The sequence below is a fragment of the Pontibacter rugosus genome (genome assembly GCF_042678745.1).
In the GTDB taxonomy this organism is placed as follows: Bacteria; Bacteroidota; Bacteroidia; order Cytophagales; family Hymenobacteraceae; genus Pontibacter; species Pontibacter rugosus.
On record NZ_JBHTLD010000079.1, the window covers coordinates 1 to 20078 of the forward strand.

Annotated in this window: 16 protein-coding genes; 7 read left to right on the top strand and 9 right to left on the bottom strand. The window is 47.2% G+C overall.

Annotated elements, in window-relative coordinates:
• Positions 1–295: 295 nt before the first annotated feature.
• Together ACFQ2O_RS10240 and ACFQ2O_RS10245 are read right to left on the bottom strand one after the other, a co-directional pair.
• Positions 296–766, bottom strand: coding sequence for a hypothetical protein (locus ACFQ2O_RS10240; protein ID WP_377526845.1), 471 nt, complete (start codon positions 764–766; stop codon positions 296–298).
• Positions 767–901: 135 nt separating this feature from the next.
• Entirely contained in the window at positions 902–3100 is a 2199-nt protein-coding gene (locus ACFQ2O_RS10245; protein ID WP_377526849.1) for a prolyl oligopeptidase family serine peptidase, read from the bottom strand.
• A 265-nt stretch (positions 3101–3365) separates the two neighbouring features.
• Here ACFQ2O_RS10245 and ACFQ2O_RS10250 point away from each other — a divergent pair, with 265 nt between their 5' ends.
• Positions 3366–4022, top strand: coding sequence for a 2OG-Fe(II) oxygenase (locus ACFQ2O_RS10250; protein WP_377526854.1), 657 nt, complete (start codon positions 3366–3368; stop codon positions 4020–4022).
• A 366-nt stretch (positions 4023–4388) separates the two neighbouring features.
• Here the strand turns inward: ACFQ2O_RS10250 and ACFQ2O_RS10255 are convergent, their stop codons facing one another.
• Entirely contained in the window at positions 4389–5390 is a 1002-nt protein-coding gene (locus ACFQ2O_RS10255; protein WP_377526859.1) for a sugar phosphate nucleotidyltransferase, read from the bottom strand.
• 256 nt (positions 5391–5646) lie between these two features.
• Here ACFQ2O_RS10255 and ACFQ2O_RS10260 point away from each other — a divergent pair, with 256 nt between their 5' ends.
• The 4 genes from ACFQ2O_RS10260 (at position 5647) to ACFQ2O_RS10275 (ending at position 8060) form a co-directional block, all read left to right on the top strand.
• Positions 5647–6225 carry a LemA family protein gene (locus ACFQ2O_RS10260; protein ID WP_377526863.1) on the top strand — a complete coding sequence of 193 codons (579 nt, stop codon included), beginning with the start codon at positions 5647–5649 and terminating at the stop codon, positions 6223–6225.
• Positions 6226–6285: 60 nt separating this feature from the next.
• Positions 6286–6723 carry a TPM domain-containing protein gene (locus ACFQ2O_RS10265; protein ID WP_377526866.1) on the top strand — a complete coding sequence of 146 codons (438 nt, stop codon included), beginning with the start codon at positions 6286–6288 and terminating at the stop codon, positions 6721–6723.
• Between the two features lie 7 nt (positions 6724–6730).
• Entirely contained in the window at positions 6731–7498 is a 768-nt protein-coding gene (locus tag ACFQ2O_RS10270; protein ID WP_377526869.1) for a TPM domain-containing protein, read from the top strand.
• A 106-nt stretch (positions 7499–7604) separates the two neighbouring features.
• Positions 7605–8060, top strand: a complete 456-nt coding sequence (locus ACFQ2O_RS10275; RefSeq protein ID WP_377526873.1) for an acyltransferase — start codon at positions 7605–7607, stop codon at positions 8058–8060.
• Positions 8061–8164: 104 nt separating this feature from the next.
• Here the strand turns inward: ACFQ2O_RS10275 and ACFQ2O_RS10280 are convergent, their stop codons facing one another.
• Positions 8165–8773, bottom strand: a complete 609-nt coding sequence (locus ACFQ2O_RS10280; RefSeq protein WP_377526876.1) for a hypothetical protein — start codon at positions 8771–8773, stop codon at positions 8165–8167.
• A gap of 253 nt (positions 8774–9026) precedes the next feature.
• Here ACFQ2O_RS10280 and ACFQ2O_RS10285 point away from each other — a divergent pair, with 253 nt between their 5' ends.
• The gene (locus ACFQ2O_RS10285) at positions 9027–11702 is read left to right on the top strand and encodes an ATP-binding protein (RefSeq protein WP_377526879.1); all 2676 of its coding nucleotides are present in this window, start codon (positions 9027–9029) and stop codon (positions 11700–11702) included.
• 7 nt (positions 11703–11709) lie between these two features.
• Here ACFQ2O_RS10285 and ACFQ2O_RS10290 read toward each other — a convergent pair whose 3' ends face one another.
• From ACFQ2O_RS10290 to ACFQ2O_RS10300, 3 genes are all read right to left on the bottom strand, one after another.
• Complete coding sequence (locus ACFQ2O_RS10290) at positions 11710–13098, bottom strand: sigma-54-dependent transcriptional regulator (RefSeq protein WP_377526882.1); 1389 nt, start codon at positions 13096–13098, stop codon at positions 11710–11712.
• A 189-nt stretch (positions 13099–13287) separates the two neighbouring features.
• Positions 13288–13617, bottom strand: a complete 330-nt coding sequence (locus ACFQ2O_RS10295; protein ID WP_377526885.1) for a hypothetical protein — start codon at positions 13615–13617, stop codon at positions 13288–13290.
• A 51-nt stretch (positions 13618–13668) separates the two neighbouring features.
• Complete coding sequence (locus ACFQ2O_RS10300) at positions 13669–14022, bottom strand: hypothetical protein (RefSeq protein WP_377526890.1); 354 nt, start codon at positions 14020–14022, stop codon at positions 13669–13671.
• 299 nt (positions 14023–14321) lie between these two features.
• Here ACFQ2O_RS10300 and polA point away from each other — a divergent pair, with 299 nt between their 5' ends.
• On the top strand, positions 14322–17174 hold the full coding sequence (gene polA, locus ACFQ2O_RS10305; RefSeq protein WP_377526893.1) for a DNA polymerase I: 2853 nt from the start codon (positions 14322–14324) through the stop codon (positions 17172–17174).
• A gap of 226 nt (positions 17175–17400) precedes the next feature.
• Here the strand turns inward: polA and ACFQ2O_RS10310 are convergent, their stop codons facing one another.
• Positions 17401–18738, bottom strand: coding sequence for an SGNH/GDSL hydrolase family protein (locus ACFQ2O_RS10310; RefSeq protein ID WP_377526897.1), 1338 nt, complete (start codon positions 18736–18738; stop codon positions 17401–17403).
• A gap of 19 nt (positions 18739–18757) precedes the next feature.
• The gene (locus tag ACFQ2O_RS10315) at positions 18758–19993 is read right to left on the bottom strand and encodes an OmpP1/FadL family transporter (RefSeq protein WP_377526900.1); all 1236 of its coding nucleotides are present in this window, start codon (positions 19991–19993) and stop codon (positions 18758–18760) included.
• Positions 19994–20078 lie beyond the last annotated feature (85 nt).

Genomic DNA, 20078 nt, shown 5'->3' on the forward strand with positions numbered 1-20078 from the left:
TTAAAAAATGAAGAATTTACTGTTGTCAAGTTAGCTAGTTGCAAAAGCGATACTGCACAAACAGCACCGAATGCTCTATTTGAATCATTTTGGTACCAGTATCCTCTTTCTATAGCTTTAGTAAAGCTATAGATTGTGTAAAACAAATTATAGTAAAGCCTCATATGCTTTTTTATCAAGTAGAACATACTTTTGCCAAAACTACTCCCGAAAGCTTTATAACCGACCTGACGTAGAATCCTGCTTGTGCCAAGGATGAATCATTAATAAAAAAAGCTAAGTTACTTTAACCTCCCTACATCATCGAGCCAATGCCCATACCGAGCACCATGAATAAGAGAGCTAACCCGTAGAAGGCAATCATGATAATCGTCAGGATGCCCATAAACTTAAGCAGCGACTTTAAGTTCTTGAAAGCTTCGGCAATGGCCTGCGGGCTCTCCAGGTTTACTCCTTGCTGTGCTTTGCTGGAAAAGCGGTATAGATACAGCACCGGGAAGAAGTATAGCAGCGCGAACAGCAAGTATAAAACGACAAGAAAACCGCTGCCTATTGCTCCTGCACCTCCTGTGGCACCGCTCATACCATCCATCATAGCTCCCATAAAAGCACCTGCAAAAAGCGCCATCACCACCATCAGGCCAATCACCACAAAGCCTACGATAGCCAGAAACTTGCCCCACTTGGCGGCTTCGCGCAGGTAGTCAGCTGCACTAGGTGCGATACTTATGCTTTCGCGCATGTCATCGTTGTAGAAAGTTTCCATAGCAGGTTGTTTAGTTTAGACTTCAAAATATACATTTTAAGCTATACTTCCTACATCGCTCCGCTAAAACAAAAAAGCCGCGCCACCTGAAACAGGCAACGCGGCTTAAGTATAAATGGCAGATTTATACTTGTGTTATTGATTTTGCTGGTACGGATTCACGCCCATGTTTTTATAGATAAAAGCATAGGTATCCGCGTACTCCTGAATGACCAGCGATGTTGGCTTACCGGCTCCGTGACCTGCACGTACATCCACACGAATCAGGTATGGGTTGCCCGGTGCACCTTTGTCCTGCAGCTCAGAGATGAACTTGAATGAGTGTGCTGGCACTACGCGATCGTCGTGGTCGGCTGTCTTCACCAATGTAGCCGGATATTTCACGCCTTCTTTGATGTTGTGCAGCGGCGAGAAAGTATACAGATTCTTAAACTGTGCCTCGTTGTCTGATGAGCCATACTCCGGCACCCAAGCCCAACCAATAGTAAACTTGTGGAAGCGCAGCATATCCATTACTCCTACGGCAGGCAAGGCAACTTTAGCCAGCTCAGGGCGCTGCGTCATGAAGGCACCTACCAGCAAACCACCGTTAGAGCCACCAGCTACGGCCAGTTTCTCTGAAGAAGTATACTTCTGGTCGATGAGGTACTCAGCTGCAGCGATAAAGTCGTTGAACACATTTTGCTTGTTTGGCGTCATGCCAGCTTTGTGCCAGTCTTCGCCGTATTCGCCACCACCACGCAGGTTCGGCATCGCGTAAACGCCACCATTCTCCAGCCATAACATGTTAGCAATGCTAAAGCTTGGCGTCATGGAGATGTTGAAGCCACCATAAGCATAGAGGTACGTCGGGTTGGTACCATCCAGCTTCAAGCCTTTTTTGTGCACGATAAACATGGGCACTTTGGTACCGTCCTTAGAAGTATAAAATACCTGCTTCGTTTCGAAAGCATCGGTATTCACATTTACTTCTGTTTTGCGGAACTGCGTTACTTTGTTGTTCACCACATCATAACGGTAAATAGTTGGTGGGTAAGTGAAGGAAGTAAAGGTAAAGAATACCTCTTTATCCTGCTGTTTTCCGCTAAAGCCACTCACAGTACCCAAAGTTGGCAGCTCTACCGAATTCAGCTGCTTTCCGCTCTGGTCGTACACTACCACCTGGCTGGCAGCATCCTTCATATATGTCACGATAATGCGGCCACCTACGGCAGATACGCCCTGAATCACATTCTGAGATTCAGGTACTATAGTTTTCCAGTTCTGCTCCTGTGGCTTTGCAGGGTCGATCATCACCAGGCGGTAGCGCGGTGCGTTCTTGTTTGTCATCACCAGCAGCTGCTCAACGAAGTTATCCACCACACTATACTCACTCTCGAAGCTATCCACGATTGGCTTGATGGCAGATTTCGGATTCTTCAGGTCTTTGTAGTACAAAGCGTTGGCTCCGCTGGCGCCTTCTGATACGTTCAGCAGCAGGAAGCGCTCATCGTCTGTGGTCTGGCCGTAGTAGTTGCGCAGTGCGTGCTGCTTGTTCTCGTACACCAGTTGGTCCTGGCTCTGTGGCGTGCCTACTTTGTGATAGTATACTTTGTGGTACTCGTTCTTATTGGCCAGCTTGTTACCCTCGGTTGGGGCATCGTAACGGCTGTAGAAGAAGCCATTTCCGCTCCAGCTTGGGCTAGAGAACTTCACCCAGTCAATTTGATCGTCCAGCTTCTTACCAGTAGCCGTTTCCATTACGTGATAGGTGTTCCAGTCAGAACCGCCGCTGGAGGTGCCATAAGCCAGGTACTTTCCGTCATTAGAAAAAGAAAGTGCTGTAAGGGCTACAGTGCCGTCTTCGCTCAACTTGTTCGGGTCGAAGAATACTTTTGGCTCTGCCTCCAGGTTCTCCTGCACGTATAGCACGCTCTGGTTTTGCAGGCCATCGTTTTTAAAGAAGTAGTATTTACCACCCTCTTTAAACGGAGCGCCATACTTCGGGTAGTTCCAGATTTCGGTCAGGCGCTTCTTGATGTTATCTCTGAAGTCGATGTCGCTCAGGTAGCTCTTGGTTACTTCGTTTTGCTCCTCAATCCACTCGTCCAGTTGCGTATCATGCGTTTCCTGCCAGCGGTACGGATCGGCCACTTTAGTTCCGAAATAATCGTCTACTTGGTCTACTTTCTTGGTATCCGGGTAATGTAATGCTGTAGTGGTCGTATTTTGTGCTGTCGCACTTGTTGTGTTTTCTGTCATCATGCCTGTGGCAGTAGTATCAGTTTGAGATGATTTGCAAGCCGACACAGCCGTGAGGCCGCCGGCCAGCAGAATTACAGTTGTCCTTTTCATAATGGCTTAGCCTATACGTTTGTTTAAGGTTATATTACAAAGTGATGGATACAAGTTAAGAAAATTACAACATAATACCGCCTCTATGATACTGTAGCCCGTTTCTTTGCCCTTAACCCACAAGCTGTTCCGGCTCGAAAATTTCTTGCCATACCACCTGTACAAGCTGCCTTTTTCCTGCTTACTTTTGGTCGCTTTTCATCAGAAGGTCAGCCAAAAAACTCGCCGCCAAGTATAAAAGCATAAACCAAGCCATCCATAGTGTATGTTTGACGAACTGGAAGACGAGAAGTTGCTGCAAAAGTTTGAGCAGATAGCCGACAGGCTGTCGGATAAAGGATATGCCATCGTGGATAACTTTCTGGAGCCGGAGGAGGTGCGTAATTTACTGGACGTACTGACACACCACCAGGAGCAGGGCACATTCAAGAAAGCCGGTATCGGCGCTGCCGATCAATTTACGGTAGACAAAGAAGTGCGCGGTGACTTTATCCGGTGGATAGAGCCATCCGAGGCCTTGCCGCCCACACAAGTATTCCTGGATCGTATGAATGAGGTGATGCGCTACATTAACCGCACCTGCTTTTTGGGCCTGAAAGACTACGAGTTTCACTTTACGGTTTATCCTCCGGGCACCGTTTACCAGCGCCACATCGACCAGTTCAAGGAAAACGACCACCGCCGCCTGTCGTTCATTTGCTATCTGAATGAGGATTGGAAGCCGGAGCACGGCGGTAACCTGCGTTTATACTTACCACAGGAAGATGGCTCGGAAGAAGAAGTAGACATCCTGCCCATCGCCGGCCGCCTTGCCTGTTTCCGCGCCGATCTGATTCCGCACGAGGTTCTGGTTGCCACCCGCCACCGCTACAGCCTCACCGGCTGGATGCTGGACCAGTTGAATGAGCTGACGTTTTTGTAAAATAGACACAAGCATCAAGATGCTAGACACTAGACTTTTTTCTTGATGCGTTAAGGGAGTTTACTTGCGCTAGCAATCATCACTTATAAAGCCGTACGTACCGCCCTAACATACCGCCAGTTACCGCTTTGCTCAAACTGGCGGTTGGATGTAGTAGCCAGTTTGCAAAGGCGGAAGTATAAATCTAGATAACGCCTTTGCAAACTGGCCTCATATAAGCCACATTTACGCTGGCGCTAAACTTGCAGTATGGGTGTTAGATACTTAAGCAAAACTACCAGCAGGCAATTTTACAAAGGCTAGATAAAAGAGCTCTTTTACATTCCCTTGTCTAAAATCTAACGTCTATTATCTAGCGTCTAAGAGTTACTGCCCAAAATTAATTTCCGTACTATCGCCGATGTTCAGGCTGTGGCTGAAGCCTTTGAAGGAGGCATCGCTGCCAATGATCGAATCGTTCATCACGGCATATTCCATATCTGAGTATGAGCCGATGATGGAGTTGCTCAAGATACAATTCGTGATGGTAGTATTATCGCCGATGGCCACGTTGGGGCCGATGATAGAATTGGTGATATTACAGTCCTGCCCAATGCTGACAGGTGGTATGATAATACAGCCGGGGCACATCTGGCTATAGTCGCGGTCGCGAAACTTGGGGCGGGCCAGCAAGGTGGCGTTCGCCTCCAGCAAAGTTTCTTTACGGCCACAGTCAAACCAATGGTCTACGCTCCAGGGCACCATCTTTTCCCCGTTTTTGATCATGTGCATCAGCGCGTCTGTCAGATGGTATTCACCTTGCGTGCGCAGGTCTTCTGTAATGATATGGTCTAGCGAGGCTATCAGCTTCTGTGGCTGCACGATTTTATAAAGCCCCACCAACGCAAAGTTAGACTTCGGTATCTTCGGCTTCTCGATTACTTTTGTCACGAACTCATCACTGCCCATTTCAGTAACACCGAACAATGATGGCTTTGCTACTTTCTTCACACCTAACACTGAGTAGGGTGCTTCAATAATAGGCTGCAGGTCTACATCTACAATGGCATCGCCAAGCATAATGAGTACACTTGCCTCCTCTGCGAACGTATGGCGGGCCACCCAAAGCGCGTGGCCAAGGCCTTCGCGCGGTTCCTGCACCACAAACTCAGCATTTACCTGCGGATACTTCTGGCGCACATAGCGCTCTACTTTCTCACCGAGGTAACCAATTATAAAAACAAAATCCTGAATACCAGCATCCAGCAGCTTTTCAATAATATGGCCCAGTATAGTATTGTCGGCTATAGGAACCAGTGATTTAGGCTGCGTATGCGTATGCGGCCTAAGCTTTGAACCAACCCCTGCTACAGGTATAATTGCTTTCATATACTATTATCCTTTTCTGCAATATATCAATTTAGAGAGAGAAATCAGGTATCGTTGCCAGATTGGTTTTAGTTTTTGACTATTATTATCACTTCTTCAGTACCTGCCTTAACAGCAGATTAACCTGTTTGTTGGCTACTACCCGAAGAAGTTTTAGTTATTTTTCTGTGGGGCTTAACACAGCTTTTCTATCTTCGTACAGATATGGCCCGTAAGGGACACATAGAATGTATACCAACCAACCTAATAACAACGCATGAAAAGACTGATTTTCTACCTTATTGGCTTTGTAATCTTAGCGTCACAATCATCTTGTGGCTACAATACTATGGTGCAGAAAGATGAGCAGGTAGAAGCCCAATGGGCCAACGTACAAAACTCCTATCAACGCCGAGCAGACCTGGTGCCTAACCTGGTTAATACTGTAAAAGGCGCTGCCAATTTTGAGAAAGAAACGCTGACACAGGTAATTGAGGCACGTGCCAAAGCCACCAGCGTAAACATTAGCCCTGATAACCTTACGCCTGAGAACATACAGAAATTTCAGGCTGCACAAGGTGAACTTTCCGGTGCACTCAGCCGCCTGCTGGTGTCCGTGGAGCGGTACCCGGAGCTGAAGGCTAACCAAAACTTTCTGGAGCTACAAGCTCAATTAGAAGGCACTGAAAACCGTATTTCAGTAGAAAGGCGCAAGTTTAACGAAACGGTGCAGGACTATAATTCCTATATACGCTCGTTTCCGCGCAACTTTATTGCTGGCTGGTTCGACTTTGATAAAAAAGGCTACTTTGAAGCTGATGCCGGTGCGCAAACAGCCCCAACGGTAGAGTTCTAACAAATTGTGGCATGGCTGGTTGTCTTTAACAGGATGATCAGCCATATAAACCCTTCCTTTATGCCTAAAGATACCATCACTCCTGCCGATGAGCAGAAGATAGTAGCCGCTATTAAAGATGCGGAGATGCAAACCTCTGGCGAAATCAGAGTGCATATAGAGAGCAACTGCGAAATAGATGTACTGGATCGTGCCACCGAGGTATTCGCTGAGCTGCATATGCACCAGACAGAACAGCGCAACGGTGTATTATTCTATATTGCCATCGAAGATCATCAGTTTGCCGTGATAGGTGATGCCGGCATCAACGCCTCCGTACCTGATCACTTTTGGGAAGACATCACAGAAGAGGTGATCAAACATTTTAAGCAAAAGAAGTATGCTGAAGGCTTAGCCCGCGGCATACGCATGGCCGGCGAACAACTGCAGGCACACTTCCCTTACAACCGTCAAAGCGACATCAACGAACTGAGCGACGATATCTCGTTCGGAGACTAAGCACAACATGAAGCAACTATCTCTATTTTTATACTTTTGTCTCTTAAGTCTTTCGGCTTTAGCACAGGGCAACGATTTTCCGGCTAAATCTAACCGGTTGGTGAATGATTTTGCAGATATGCTCACCCCGCAGGAAGAGCAAGCCCTGGAGCAAAAGCTGATTAATTACTCCGATACTACCTCCAGCCAGATAGCCGTGGTGCTAATGACTTCTATCGGTGGGTATGATATAAACCAATATGCTTCCGAATTAGGAGAGCGTTGGGGCGTAGGCTCTGGCAAGTATGATAACGGCCTGGTTATACTTGTAGCAAAAGAAGAAAGGAAAGTAGCGATCCAAACTGGTTACGGCATGGAGGAATACATACCTGATGCCATTGCTAAACGCATTACGGAGCGTACATTAAAACCCGCTTTTGCAGAAGGCAACTATTATGCAGGCCTCGACCAGGCAACCAGCTTAATCTTTGAACTAGCCAGCGGCGCTTACCAGGGAGACCCAACAGCTCAAGGTGAAGGTGAATCCGGCCCGTCTATCTTGTTCATCATCGTAATTGTTATACTTGCCCTTATTCTCTTTTCGAAAATGGGCGGGGGCGGTGGCCGTGGGGGCAGACGCTATTCCCGTACCTTCGGTGGCCCGGTTATTATTCCGGGGGGCTTTGGCTCCTTCCGTTCAGGCGGCGGCATGTTCGGCGGCGGAGGTGGCGGCGGCGGTTTCGGAGGCTTTGGCGGCGGCTCCTTCGGCGGCGGCGGTGCCAGCAGCAGTTGGTAATATAATAGCTTAAGTATTGGAAAAGGAAAAGGCATGAGAAGCAGAAAATAACCTGCCTCTCATGCCTTTTATACTTTAATTACCCACAAGCGAAAGAACTTTGACCATGGATATAACCTTAGCACAATATATAAAAAAGCGAAACGGAATATCCATGGGAAGTCCAAGATCATTGAGAAACAATCTTTACCGCTCGCTAGGAGCTAAGAACTTCTCAACCTTTTGGAATTATTGGAATCCTATTTTCGGATATTACTTAGGTAAGTATATTTTCAAACCCCTAAAGAGAACTTTTCCTGTTTCACTTTCTCTGATTCTTACCTTTGTTTTTTGTGGTCTGATTCATGATGCTGTTACAATAATTGTTCGTGGGGAAACCTCCTGGTTCTTTAGTATCTGGTTTTTATTTATGGGTCTTGCTGTTTTATTAAGCAAGGCTCTTCATCATGATTTCTCAAGAAATGTCTGGATTGTAAGAGCATTTATTAACCTCGCCCTGATAAGTGTTTGTTTAGTACTAACAATTTATTTTACAGCAACTTGCCTGTATATTCCTATCTGATTCTATAAAGAAGTATAATTAAACACCACTGCAAATAGACTCTCAATACAGAAAGCCTGCTACCAACCCTATACAAATCAATAATCTCTATTTGTATCAACGCTTTAACCACCAGCTCCCACACTAGCTGCTACCATATAAACAACCCCAAGTATAGCGGCACCAACGCCAAAACCAGCGGCAGCTTTGCCTACTTTGCGGCGTTTTGCGTACTTCTGATAAGCTTCCCGATAGGCCGCCTCCTTCATCAGGTGGCGGTTAGGGTTATAGTCTGTGTTGATGTTGGGAGACACCGCAGATGTAGCGGCTCCTGTAGCCAGGCCAGCAGCGGGCGAAATCAAGGTAGCTCCCATGGTAGTCCAAAATACGCCATGGGCTTTAAAATACGCTTTTGCATCGCGCTTTGCCTGCTCCTCTAGTAATTGTTCAGATTTAATACTTGTCTTTTCATCTTTGTAATATACCTCTGCGGCAGCCATTGGGTCGGCCGATGCCATTAGGCGCATATCAGTAACATCTTTGCGAGATAGTTTAAGCGTAGCCCCCTCCGCGTCGCTAAAGTAACGGTATACTACCACATCAGGCCCTACATGCAGCACCTTTGCCACAATTTCATCCCCTGCACTGGTCATAATGATATCCTGCCCAGCGACAGCTGTAGGGAACCCCAAGTATAGCGGCACTATTCCTACAATTATCAACAGCTTTGCCATAGTAGTACCCATGAATTTCGAAATTGCTTGAGAAGTGGCTGTAACAGAATGCCCTTATCTCTTCTAACGAAAACGGCTAAGCCGTGGATATTTAGATTTAACAATTTAGCAACATACAACTATCTTAGCTTATACTTGTTACTTTCTAAATCCTAAATTTTAGAACGCTGGCACCCTTCTGCAATCATTTCTGTTGTAATGGCGTTAAAGGACCGGAGCCCGCAGGGCATACATCAAAACAGGTTATCAATACATGAAAATAGTTGGAGATAACATCAAAACGAAGGTTATAGTAGGTTTTACACTGGCATTGGGTGTAGTAGTGGCTGCCATATACCTTACCTACGCCAGCTTTACCAAGCTCCTGGACTCCGTGGAGGTGCTATCACAACCAAACCATAAGCTGAGAGAGCTGCAGCATACTTTAGGGACTATCTCTACCGCAGAAAGCGCCATTCGTGCCTATACTCTTACTACTAGCGAAAAGCAATTCAAGGCTTACCTGACGCACCTCGACACGATCCAGAACCAGATAGATTCACTAGAGTTTCTCATGAAGGATAGCCCGCGCGAGCTGGCACAGGTAGACTCTATTTCTGCACTGCTGGAGGCAAAGCAGAAAAGCCTTACCCAGTATATTGCGCTTAAAAAGCAGCAGAAACTGAATAATTATTCGCGCAAGGCGATGCGCCAGATTGCCTCTACTGCCGAACAAAAGCCACTTTCTACCACCATCAGCAAGCATACTAAAACCACCATTTCGGATCGGCTGAACATGAACGGCACTGCCGGCGAAGAGCAACTTGAAGGAGAAATGCCCGAGCAGGAGCAAGAGCCGTATGTACAGCAGGAGGTAAAGGAGAAACGGGGGTTCTTTGGCCGAATATTTTCTAAGAAAGAAAAAGAAGAAAGACCACTGCTTCCGCCACCGCCCAAGGTGATAGTGCCTCAGTTTGATGTGCGACAGGAAACACAGATAGACACCAGTGCTGCCATTGCACCAGTAGCACCACTTAGCAAAGTGCGCCGCATTCTGCACAACGTGCAGCGCGAGGCCGATGAGCAGGAACAGCAACTACAGCTTAAAGAACTGGCCCTGCTCCAGCAAGACAAGCACATCATGGACCAGATCCGCACCATGATATACGAGCTTGAGCGCCATGAGCAGGAGCAGACAAGGCTAAACTCCAGCCATGCGCGTGGCGTGGCCAAAGAAACATCCACCATACTGCTGATTATCGGAATTGCGGGCTTGGGTAGTGGTATAGCGTTTATACTTGTTATACTTCGTGATATTACCCGCAGCAATAATTACAAACGAGGCCTGATAAAAGCGCAGAAAGAAGCCGTACAACTGGCACGTGCCAAAGAGGCTTTTGTAGCAAATATGAGCCATGAAATGCGCACACCGCTAAACGTTATACTTGGCTTTACCCAGCAGCTACACCATACGCCCTTACAACAAGAGCAGCAGGAGCATTTACAGGCAGTGAGCGGTGCCGGCCAACACCTACTGCACATTGTAAACGATGTGCTGGACCTCTCTAAGATAGAAGCAGGCAAGCTGTACATCAACCGGATACCTTTCAGCATTTCTCAATTGCTGAAAGAAGTAGAACATGCGTTTGCCTTAAAAGCATCCAGCAAAAACATCTTCTTTAACTATAAACTGGACTCGGCCATTCCGGATGTTTTGTATGGCGATGTGCTGCGCATGAAGCAGATACTTTTCAACCTGGTGGATAATGCCATCAAGTTCACCCACAAAGGGCAGGTACAAGTGCAGGTAAGCCTCCGGAGCCGCCGCCGCAGTCGGGCTGTGCTAAGTATAGCTGTGGCTGATACGGGCATAGGTATAGCACAAGAGCGCATACAATATGTGTTTGGAGAATTTAATCAGGCAGATAACTCTATCTTGCGCAAGTATGGCGGAACAGGCCTCGGGCTCTCAATCAGTAAAAAGTTGGTGGAGATACAAGGCGGAACACTAACGGTGAACAGCATGGAAGGAGAGGGCACCACCTTTACTGTTATACTGCCACTACAGGTGTCGCAAGAGGCTGTACCTGTGTCTCCGGGGCAGGATGCTCCTATGCTGCCGGCTTCTTTTGAAGGGTTCAGGGCTTTGGTGATTGATGACGATGGGTATAGCCGCACGTTGTGTAACCTGATTTTAAGCCGCTGGGGCATGACGGTACATTTAGCCAATGACGGCCCGGAAGCAATGCAGCAGGTGCAGCAGCATAAGTTTGATGTAGTTCTCACAGATATTCAGTTGCCTGGTATCAGCGGCAAAACGGTGGCACGTAATATTCGCAAAATTGACAAAGAAGTGCCTATCATTGCGCTAACAGCTAACATATTGAGCAACGATGTAGGCTTCTTTAAGAATACCGGCATCACAAGCCACCTTCTGAAACCATACAAAGAGCAGGAGTTGCATCAAAAGCTGGCTGAGGCTTTGCCAGTAGCAGCTATACACCCTACAACCGAGCCAGAAACAGCATTAACAGAAAGTAAGGAAGAGTCTGTTATTACACCTGCACTGCCTGCAGAAGAACCTGCAGCGCTGTATAGCCTGGATGAGATGCGCCAGTTTATTGGCGACGACACAGAGGTATTAGCAGAAGTAATAGAGGTGTTGCTACAGGACCAGGAGCAGAACCTGGAGCAGCTGTTAAAAGCTGCTGATCAGGCGGATTGGAAATCAATGGCCACCATGGCACACAAAATGCTGACTGCTTTCAAGCACTTGCAAGCGCACGCTGTAACTCCACACTTGTCGCAGTTAGAGCAGGTATTACACACGGGCCACCAGACTCCTGAAGTATTACTGCCTGCCGTTGCACAGGTACAACAACAGGTAAGGCTGGTGCTGCATGGGCTACAGCAGGAGCTGCAAAGTATTCAGTCGGAGCAGCCTGCATAGCGGCAGCCTAAATATCTATATTATATAGCTTTAGCTTGTTGTAAAGCGTTTTACGGTCAATGTTCAGCAGACGTGCCGCTTTGGACTTGTTATACTTTACCCGCTCCAGCATGGTCAGGATCATTTCACGTTCGGTGCGCTCATTTATACTTTTCAGGTCAGTTTCCATGGGGTCAATGGCTGTACCTGCATAAGCTATACCTGCGTTGTTTTGTGGCTCTGGCACAGCAGGAGTATAGTTCACTATCTCCGGCGGCAGTTGTTGTAAAGTTACCTCTCCCGATTTACTGAGCAGCACGGCACGCTTCACCACGTTTTTGAGTTCGCGCAGGTTGCCGGGCCAGTTATACCTGAGCATGGCTTCTTCGGTGGCTTCATCAAAGCCGGTTATGTTTCGCTCTAACTCCCGGTTTGCCTGTGCCAGGAAATGTTTGGCAAAGAGTACAACATCGCCATTACGGTCACGCAAAGGAGGTACATTGATCTTGAACTCATTTAAGCGATGGTAAAGATCTTCCCGAAACTGCCCATTGGATATTGCCTGTACCAGGTCTTCGTTGGTAGCGGCTAATACCCGCACATCTACGTCCTGATCGGTTGTGCTGCCTAGCTTGCGAACTTTGCGCTCCTGTAGCGCACGCAGCAGCTTTACCTGTATTTCATAAGGCAGGTTTCCAATCTCATCTAAGAACAGCGTACCTCCTTCGGCAGCTTCAAACTGGCCTTCTTTATCTTTCATAGCACCTGTAAAGGCACCTTTCACATAGCCAAACAACTCACTACCAGCCAACTCTTTAGAAAGTGCGCCACAGTCTATAGCAACAAAAGGTTTGTCGTGGCGTTTGCTTTGCTGGTGCATCATGCGGGCTACATATTCTTTTCCTGTGCCGCTTTCACCCTCAATAATCACTGATAAGTTAGTAGGCGCCACTAGTGTTATAAACTCTTCTATCTGCTGCGCCTGATCGCTTTGCCCCCGTACAAACTGCAGGTTTCCGGCAGGTGTGGTAGGCACTTCATCTGTTTCGGGTTCTGCCTTTTTGCTGAGTGCACTCTGTATTAACAAGAGCGTTTCATCTGGGTTGATGGGCTTGGTTACATACTCATAAGCACCCATTTTAATGGCTCTGACAGCCGTGCGTATATCGGCATAGGTGGTCATCAAGATAACAGGCACTTCTGGTGTAAGCACCTGCATCTGCGACATCAGTTCCAGTCCATCCTTGTCCGGAAGGCGGAAGTCGGTTAGTATAAGATCAAAAGATGATGCCTTAAGTAAGCGCAGCCCGTCATTGGCTGTAAAGGCTGTCTCTACCTCAAACTGCTGCCTCTTTAAAAAGGATTTCAGCATGAGGCAAAAAGCCGGATCATCATCAATAAGAAGTATTTTAGGCATAGTTTTTTCTATGTTACTGTCTACAGCGTATGCAGGAAGCCTTTAAGTAACGTATTTATATTGTATTTGTTCTATACCTACCAAACGTGTTCTTGTTATGCCTTGTTATACACTTCTTTAAAAACAAAAAGCCCCCGTATGTTAACGGAGGCTCCTCTAAAATATATGTTTTGATACGCTGTGCTTTACCTACACCACGTTACCGGCTTCATCGTAACGCACCACTACTGGCTCTTCCTGCTCCTTGCCCAGGAACTGAACTTCATAAACAGCAGCGGCACCCGCTTCAGTAGGCTTTATCTTATGAACCTCTCCTACCGTCCATTCTTTATAATCGCTGCCGGTTAAAGCTGTTCTAACTGCTTCCGGCAATTCTTCAGGAGTTATTTTTTGTTTGTCCTGCTGGCCTTGTGAGGCGCTTTGCTGTACTGCCTGGCTTTTCTGAACCGCATTGCCCTGCGCCTGCGCACCAAATGTCACAAGCGCGAAGGCTACGGCTAAAAGTGTTATTTTTCTCATCGTTGATTCTCCTTTAAGTAAGTGATACTGTTACTAAAGCACAAGGTGCTCTTACTTTTCAGTCTGCGCAATGGCCTGACCTGCTTCATCAAATTGAGCAACTGTCTTTTGCTGTGCTGCATTTGTAAAGTAAACTTCATACACAGGTGTTGCTTCAGTTTCGGCAGCGGCCTCTGGAGCTAGTTTGTATACTTCGCTTACCTGCCACTCTTTCAGCACATCGCTTTTCAGGGCCTGCTTTACCCCCTCCGGCAATTCCTCTTCTTTGATCTTTTCCTTGCCTGTAGTCTGGGTCTGTACCTGTTCTGCCTGCTGCGTAGAAGGCGCAATGTTAGACTGTGCTTGTGCTGATGATAAAGCGCCACATGCTGCGAAGGCAAATGCCACTAACGTTATTTTTTTCATAGTTCTATTTCGTTCGGATTAATTCTACTCGTTAATGCTACTCCCTTATGTAATAACTGTGCCAGACAAAAAACAAAATTACAATTCCTTATATATCAACAACTTGCTTAAAAATAATTACTATAACAGAATTACTGAATTTGTAGACTTGTTCTACAACCTGCGTAAGTATAGCTGCAAGCTGTGTCTTATATAGTTCTACACCCTTAAGCTGATTGCTACAGCTGGCAACATGTATAAATCGTATAGGCCACTACCTGCCTGACAAGGTTTATCCTTAAATTGACTAAATTAGCAGCATGAGCGAACCACGTAAGAAACTTTTCCTGCTAGATGCTTTAGCACTGATATACCGCGCCCACTTTGCCTTCAGCAAGAATCCGCGCATCAACTCCAAAGGCATGAATACGGGTGCTGCCCTTGGCTTTACCAACACGCTGGTGGAGGTACTACAGAAAGAGCAGCCTACGCACATTGCCGTAGCCTTCGACTCTGCCGCCAAAACCTTCCGCCACGATAATTTTGCCGAGTATAAAGCTAACCGTCAGGCACAGCCGGAAGACATTTCCATAGCCATACCTTATTGCAAAAAAATTGTGGAAGCCTTCAACATTCCGGTGCTGATTCTGGATGGCTATGAAGCGGATGATATTATCGGCACCATGGCACAGCGGGCCGAGAAAGCCGGTTTCGACGTGTATATGATGACGCCGGACAAAGACTACTGCCAGCTGGTAACGGAGCATGTATACTTGTATAAGCCCGCCTTTATGGGCAATGCCATCGAAGTATGGGACGTGCAGAAGATACTGGATAAGTGGGAGATTGAGCGGGTAGAGCAGGTAATTGATATACTTGGTCTACAGGGCGATGCCGTGGATAACATTCCGGGCATACCGGGCATCGGCGAGAAAACCGCCAAAACACTAATCCAGCGCTTCGGCTCTGTGGAGAATTTGATTGCCAATGCCGACCAGCTGAAGGGAAAGCAGAAAGAGAACGTGGTGAACTTCGCCGACCAGGGCATGATGTCAAAACAACTGGCCACCATACATTGCGACGTGCCGCTGGAGTTTAACGAGGAGGCGCTGCGGTTCGATGGTCCAAATGAAGAGCAGGTAACAGAGCTGTTTGCTGAACTAGAGTTCCGGCAGCTGGCACAGCGTGTTTTAGGCAAAAGCTTAGGTGAGGCCGCTTCGGCACCCGCCGCCGCTAAAGGAACAAGAAAAGGCAAGGGAAACACGAACCAGGGCTCTCTGTTTGATGCCCCGGCATCGGCGGCAGCCACAGCAGATGCCACTGCTACGGAAGATACCCTGCCCGCCACCATGAGAAGCATGGGCACTACGCTGCACGATTATCACCTCATCAACACACCTGAGCTGCGCCAAAGCCTGGTGCAATACCTGCTGAAGCAGGATGAGATTTCCTTCGACACCGAAACCACAAGTATAGATGCCATCACGGCAAAGCTGGTGGGCATGTCGTTCTGCTACCGCCCAGGCGAGGCCTACTATGTTCCCGTGCCGCCAAACAACCTGGAGGAGGCGCAGCGCATTGTAGATGAGTTCAGGCCGGTGCTGGAGAACCCGAACATCGCTATGATCGGACAGAACATCAAGTATGACATCCTGGTGATGAAGAACTACCAGATGGAGGTAAAGGGGCCGATCTTCGACACCATGATTGCCCACTACCTGCTGGAGCCCGAGATGCGTCACAACATGGATGTGCTGGCCGAAACCTACCTTAACTATTCTCCTGTTCCGATTACAGATCTTATTGGGCCGAAAGGCAAGAACCAGAAAACCATGGCCGACCTGGAGCCGGAGGAGGTGAAGGACTACGCCTGCGAGGATGCCGACATTACGCTGCAGCTGAAGTTATACTTTGAGCCACTGCTGCAGGAGCAAGGGCTGATGAAGTTGTTCCGTGACATTGAAAACCCGCTGGTGCAGGTGCTGGCCGATATCGAAAAAGAAGGTATAAGTATAGATTCCGATGCACTCGCCGATATTTCGCTGCAGCTGGAAAGCGAGATCGTAAGTATGGAGAAGCGGATTTTTGAGATTGCCGGTGAGCAGTTTAATATCGGTTCTCCAAAGCAGCTGGGCGAGATTCTCTTTGATAAACTGGAACTGCATGGCAAATCGAAAATCAAGAAAACAAAAACCGGGCAGTACGCCACCGGCGAGGAGATCCTGACGAAGCTGGCTTCTGAGCACGAAATAGTGCGCCTGATCCTGGATCACCGGCAGGTTAGTAAACTAAAGTCCACTTACGTGGATGCGCTGCCTCAGCTGGTGTGTGAGCAGGACAACCGCGTGCATACTTCGTTTAATCAGGCTGTCACCGCCACCGGCCGCTTGAGCTCAACCAACCCGAACCTGCAGAATATCCCGATCAGAACGGAGCGGGGCCGTGAAATACGCAAGGCCTTTGTACCGCGTAACAGCAAGCACCTCATCATCTCTGCTGACTACTCGCAGATAGAGCTGCGCATTATGGCTGATTTCAGTGGAGACCCTACCATGAAAGAGGCCTTCAAAAATGGCATTGATGTACACGCTTCTACAGCCAGCAAAGTGTTCCACGTGCCACTGGAGCAGGTGGATGCCGAGATGCGCCGTAAGGCCAAAATGGTGAACTTCGGTATCATCTATGGTATTTCTGCCTTTGGCCTGGCCGAGCGCCTGGTTATTCCTCGTCGTGAAGCAGCTGATATTATTGAAGCCTACTTCCAGGAGTTCCCGGCCATAAAGGAGTACATGGACAGCACCATCGACAAAGCCCGCGAGCTAGAGTATGCTGAAACTATACTTGGCCGCCGCCGCTACCTCCGCGATATTAACTCGCGCAACCAAACGGTACGTGCCTTTGCCGAGCGTAACGCCATTAACGCTCCCATTCAGGGCACTGCCGCCGACATCATCAAAATCGCGATGATCAACATTCAGGATTACCTGAAGCAGGAGAAGCTACAGACACGCATGATTCTGCAGGTGCATGACGAACTTTTGTTTGACGCCCCGAAGGAAGAAGTTGAGATTGTGACGCCTAAGATTGTAGAACTCATGACGAACGCCCTGCAGCTAAGCGTGCCTATGGAAGTTGGTTTAGGCGTAGGCGAAAACTGGCTGGAGGCGCATTAAGGATCAGGCTTTGCAGGATTTACATACTGTCTGAATCAGGATTTGCGGGATTTCAGGATGCGCATGATGTATGCAGTATAAAGCATCGTCATTAAAACTAATTTTAATCTACAGTATAAGCTAGACCATCCTGTTCATCCATCAATCCTGCAAATCCTGATTCAGACAATAAAAAAGCACCTCCTGTGGGGAGGTGCTTTTTTTATATGTAAGGCTTCTGTACTGACTAAGGGAATACCACTGTACGATAGTTGGTAACGTTTACAGTTGGTACGCTAGCCTTGTAGTGAGAATTTATCACACGAACAAATTCATTGGCAATGATTGCATAACCTCTTGGAGTTAAGTGTACACCATCCAGTGAAAACAAGTTTCCGCTTATGAACGATGTCGTATAGTTAACTTCATCAATTTTAAATCCACCCTTGATTGAGGTAAAAAAAGCATTTACATCAAACACAGGAATGTTGTTTGCCGCAGCAACTTCTGCAATAGCTTGGTTCAAAAGCTTTGTATGATTTTGTACTTCTACTACTTCTTCTGCGTCAAGCACCTCATTATCAGCTAAAGGATTAGCAGGATGAAAACCATGAGGAATAGTAACCGGACCATTAGGTGTCTGAACTTGGTCTGGCCGGCCTATGTTTGCTCTGGTTGTTAATAGCACACGGTCATTCTCTGTTAGAGGGCGTACATCAGTTGGTGCAGGACCTACTTTTATATATATAACAGCATCATCAGGCACATTATCGCCTTGTCTAATAGCCGCAAGCGTAACTGTGTTGAAGAACGGAACAGAGGTTACATCCGGGATGTTAGCCACTACTCCTTCTACTGTACCACCTTTTGTAAGAGCTGCCATCATCTGTGTATAAACAGCTTTGAAGGTTGCAACTGGTGTTTTATCGCTGAACGGGTTTGTAGGGTCAGCAACAGCACCATTTGTAGCATAAGTTAAGATATCGTTGTTACCAAGCCACATGGTAAAGAACGTAGGCTGAGCTTCAGCTACTTTCTGAGCATAGCTTTTCTGCCCTACTTCAGCATCTGTTAACAGGCGCTCAAAGTATGGATTTACGCCACCATAAATTGGCGTTGCAGCGGAAAGAACAGATATACCTGGCACAGCAAGGTTGTTTACAGGATCAGTATACTTGGTCAGTCTTGGCCCTCCTGGTAGCGGTTGCACATCTCTTCTTACAGCTAGTTCAGTAGTTACTGGCTCAAGTACTGGTGAAGTTGGTGTAGGCAAACCTGCCAGTCTTAAATAGCCTGACCCGTTTCTTTGTGCTTCTGTAAACAATGGCTGCACAAACTCGCCTCCACCTACTTCTTCAAATTGTTGAGCCAGTATAGCCGGATATGAGTTAAGCTGAGCCTCGCGGTACAAACCTCCATCCTGATAGCCAGCTGTAAGAGAGTTTCCTATAGCTACATAATTGCTAAAATCCAGTTCTGCTCCTGCTGATGGGTTTACATCATAATTAATCTCAGGCTCGCAGCTTGTAAACAGTACACCGGCAAAGAGCGCCAGCACACTAGCTTTATATATATACTTTTTCATATTAAATCAGGAAAGAAAATTAGAAATTGTAGTTCAGGCCGATGCCTGGGATATAAGCAATAGATTTGAAGGTACCGGCTACACCGCCAGAGAACTCGCCTGTATCAGTGCGTTCTTTCTTATTGATGTACAGAAACGAAGCATCCACACTGAACTTGTCTGAGAATGCATAACCAATACCGCCAGAAAGGCCACGAGAGTCAGCATCAGGTGTTTCTGGAGTAAGGTAGCCGTCTTGCACAGGAGTGTTATCATAATAAGCACCGGCACGTAGCTTTAACTTATCAGTTGCAGCATACTCGGTACCTAAACGGTAGATAAAGGCATCATCGTAGTTACGCTGGTTGATTGAAGACATGTTGCCAGCCACTGGCGCATCATAGTCAAAGCGAAGTCTTTCATACGCGCTCCATCCTACATGGCTCACGTCGGCTGCAATTGTCCAACGCTCGTTCGGATGGAAACCTATACCCAATGATAGTGTTGCAGGCATCGGCAGTTCTGCAGAAAAAGACTTACCCTGGAATAGAGCCGTAGCAGAAGCAGGCAGGCCTTGGTACGTGATATCGCCACCTTCAACTTTAAGATCAACTTTAGAGCGGTAATCTATACCAACCGAGAACTTTTCGCTAGGCTGGAAATAAATACCTACGTTATAGCCCAAGGCTGTTTCAGCAGAGCCATCTAACTCTATGCCTGGCTCTGTTCCGTTAGCTCCTTGTAATGGCAACTGCCGCTGCAGGTTTACACTACCAGTAGCCACCACCAAACCGGCACCTATTCCTAATTTATCAGAGATCTGGTAGCTAAGCGTTGGCTGGAAGTAAAAGGCCGACAGCGAAAGCTCAGACAAACCAAAACGTCCATTCCACTCCTCACCCCATCTTACCGTACTGCCATAAGGTGTGTATACACCTAAGCCGGCTTTTAACTTATCATTAATGCTAAAGGCAGCATATACCTGGAAAGGCGTTTTTAAAGGGTTATCGGCCTCTGCTGTAGCACTTGTAAAATTAGTAGAGCGATAAGAGATATAGGATACAAGTCCGCTTGCCCCAACTGTTACGCCATTTTCCTGAAGGAAGCTCATGGCACCCGGGTTAAAGAAGATGCTGGATGTACCTGTTTGTATACCAGTACCCGTATGGCCCATACCTATTTGTCTTTGGCTGGCCAGGTTTACCTGGTATCCTCCAGCCATAGCAGAGGCTGAGAGAAGCGTGCCACCAAGTAAGGCTAAAATTTTACTTTTCATAATGATGGATTATTTATTAGTCGGTGATTAAAGGTCTAAACAAATATATAATTAATGCAGCGCCTCACAATACTTTTTCAAATAT

What these genes read in the sequence shown, in the direction of transcription:
- ACFQ2O_RS10240 (WP_377526845.1), bottom strand. Translation starts at nt 766, where the DNA reads ATGGAAACTTTCTACAACGATGACATGCGCGAAAGCATAAGTATCGCA.
- ACFQ2O_RS10245 (WP_377526849.1), bottom strand. Translation starts at nt 3,100, where the DNA reads ATGAAAAGGACAACTGTAATTCTGCTGGCCGGCGGCCTCACGGCTGTG.
- ACFQ2O_RS10250 (WP_377526854.1), top strand. Translation starts at nt 3,366, where the DNA reads ATGTTTGACGAACTGGAAGACGAGAAGTTGCTGCAAAAGTTTGAGCAG.
- ACFQ2O_RS10255 (WP_377526859.1), bottom strand. Translation starts at nt 5,390, where the DNA reads ATGAAAGCAATTATACCTGTAGCAGGGGTTGGTTCAAAGCTTAGGCCG.
- ACFQ2O_RS10260 (WP_377526863.1), top strand. Translation starts at nt 5,647, where the DNA reads ATGAAAAGACTGATTTTCTACCTTATTGGCTTTGTAATCTTAGCGTCA.
- ACFQ2O_RS10265 (WP_377526866.1), top strand. Translation starts at nt 6,286, where the DNA reads ATGCCTAAAGATACCATCACTCCTGCCGATGAGCAGAAGATAGTAGCC.
- ACFQ2O_RS10270 (WP_377526869.1), top strand. Translation starts at nt 6,731, where the DNA reads ATGAAGCAACTATCTCTATTTTTATACTTTTGTCTCTTAAGTCTTTCG.
- ACFQ2O_RS10275 (WP_377526873.1), top strand. Translation starts at nt 7,605, where the DNA reads ATGGATATAACCTTAGCACAATATATAAAAAAGCGAAACGGAATATCC.
- ACFQ2O_RS10280 (WP_377526876.1), bottom strand. Translation starts at nt 8,773, where the DNA reads ATGGCAAAGCTGTTGATAATTGTAGGAATAGTGCCGCTATACTTGGGG.
- ACFQ2O_RS10285 (WP_377526879.1), top strand. Translation starts at nt 9,027, where the DNA reads ATGAAAATAGTTGGAGATAACATCAAAACGAAGGTTATAGTAGGTTTT.
- ACFQ2O_RS10290 (WP_377526882.1), bottom strand. Translation starts at nt 13,098, where the DNA reads ATGCCTAAAATACTTCTTATTGATGATGATCCGGCTTTTTGCCTCATG.
- ACFQ2O_RS10295 (WP_377526885.1), bottom strand. Translation starts at nt 13,617, where the DNA reads ATGAGAAAAATAACACTTTTAGCCGTAGCCTTCGCGCTTGTGACATTT.
- ACFQ2O_RS10300 (WP_377526890.1), bottom strand. Translation starts at nt 14,022, where the DNA reads ATGAAAAAAATAACGTTAGTGGCATTTGCCTTCGCAGCATGTGGCGCT.
- polA (WP_377526893.1), top strand. Translation starts at nt 14,322, where the DNA reads ATGAGCGAACCACGTAAGAAACTTTTCCTGCTAGATGCTTTAGCACTG.
- ACFQ2O_RS10310 (WP_377526897.1), bottom strand. Translation starts at nt 18,738, where the DNA reads ATGAAAAAGTATATATATAAAGCTAGTGTGCTGGCGCTCTTTGCCGGT.
- ACFQ2O_RS10315 (WP_377526900.1), bottom strand. Translation starts at nt 19,993, where the DNA reads ATGAAAAGTAAAATTTTAGCCTTACTTGGTGGCACGCTTCTCTCAGCC.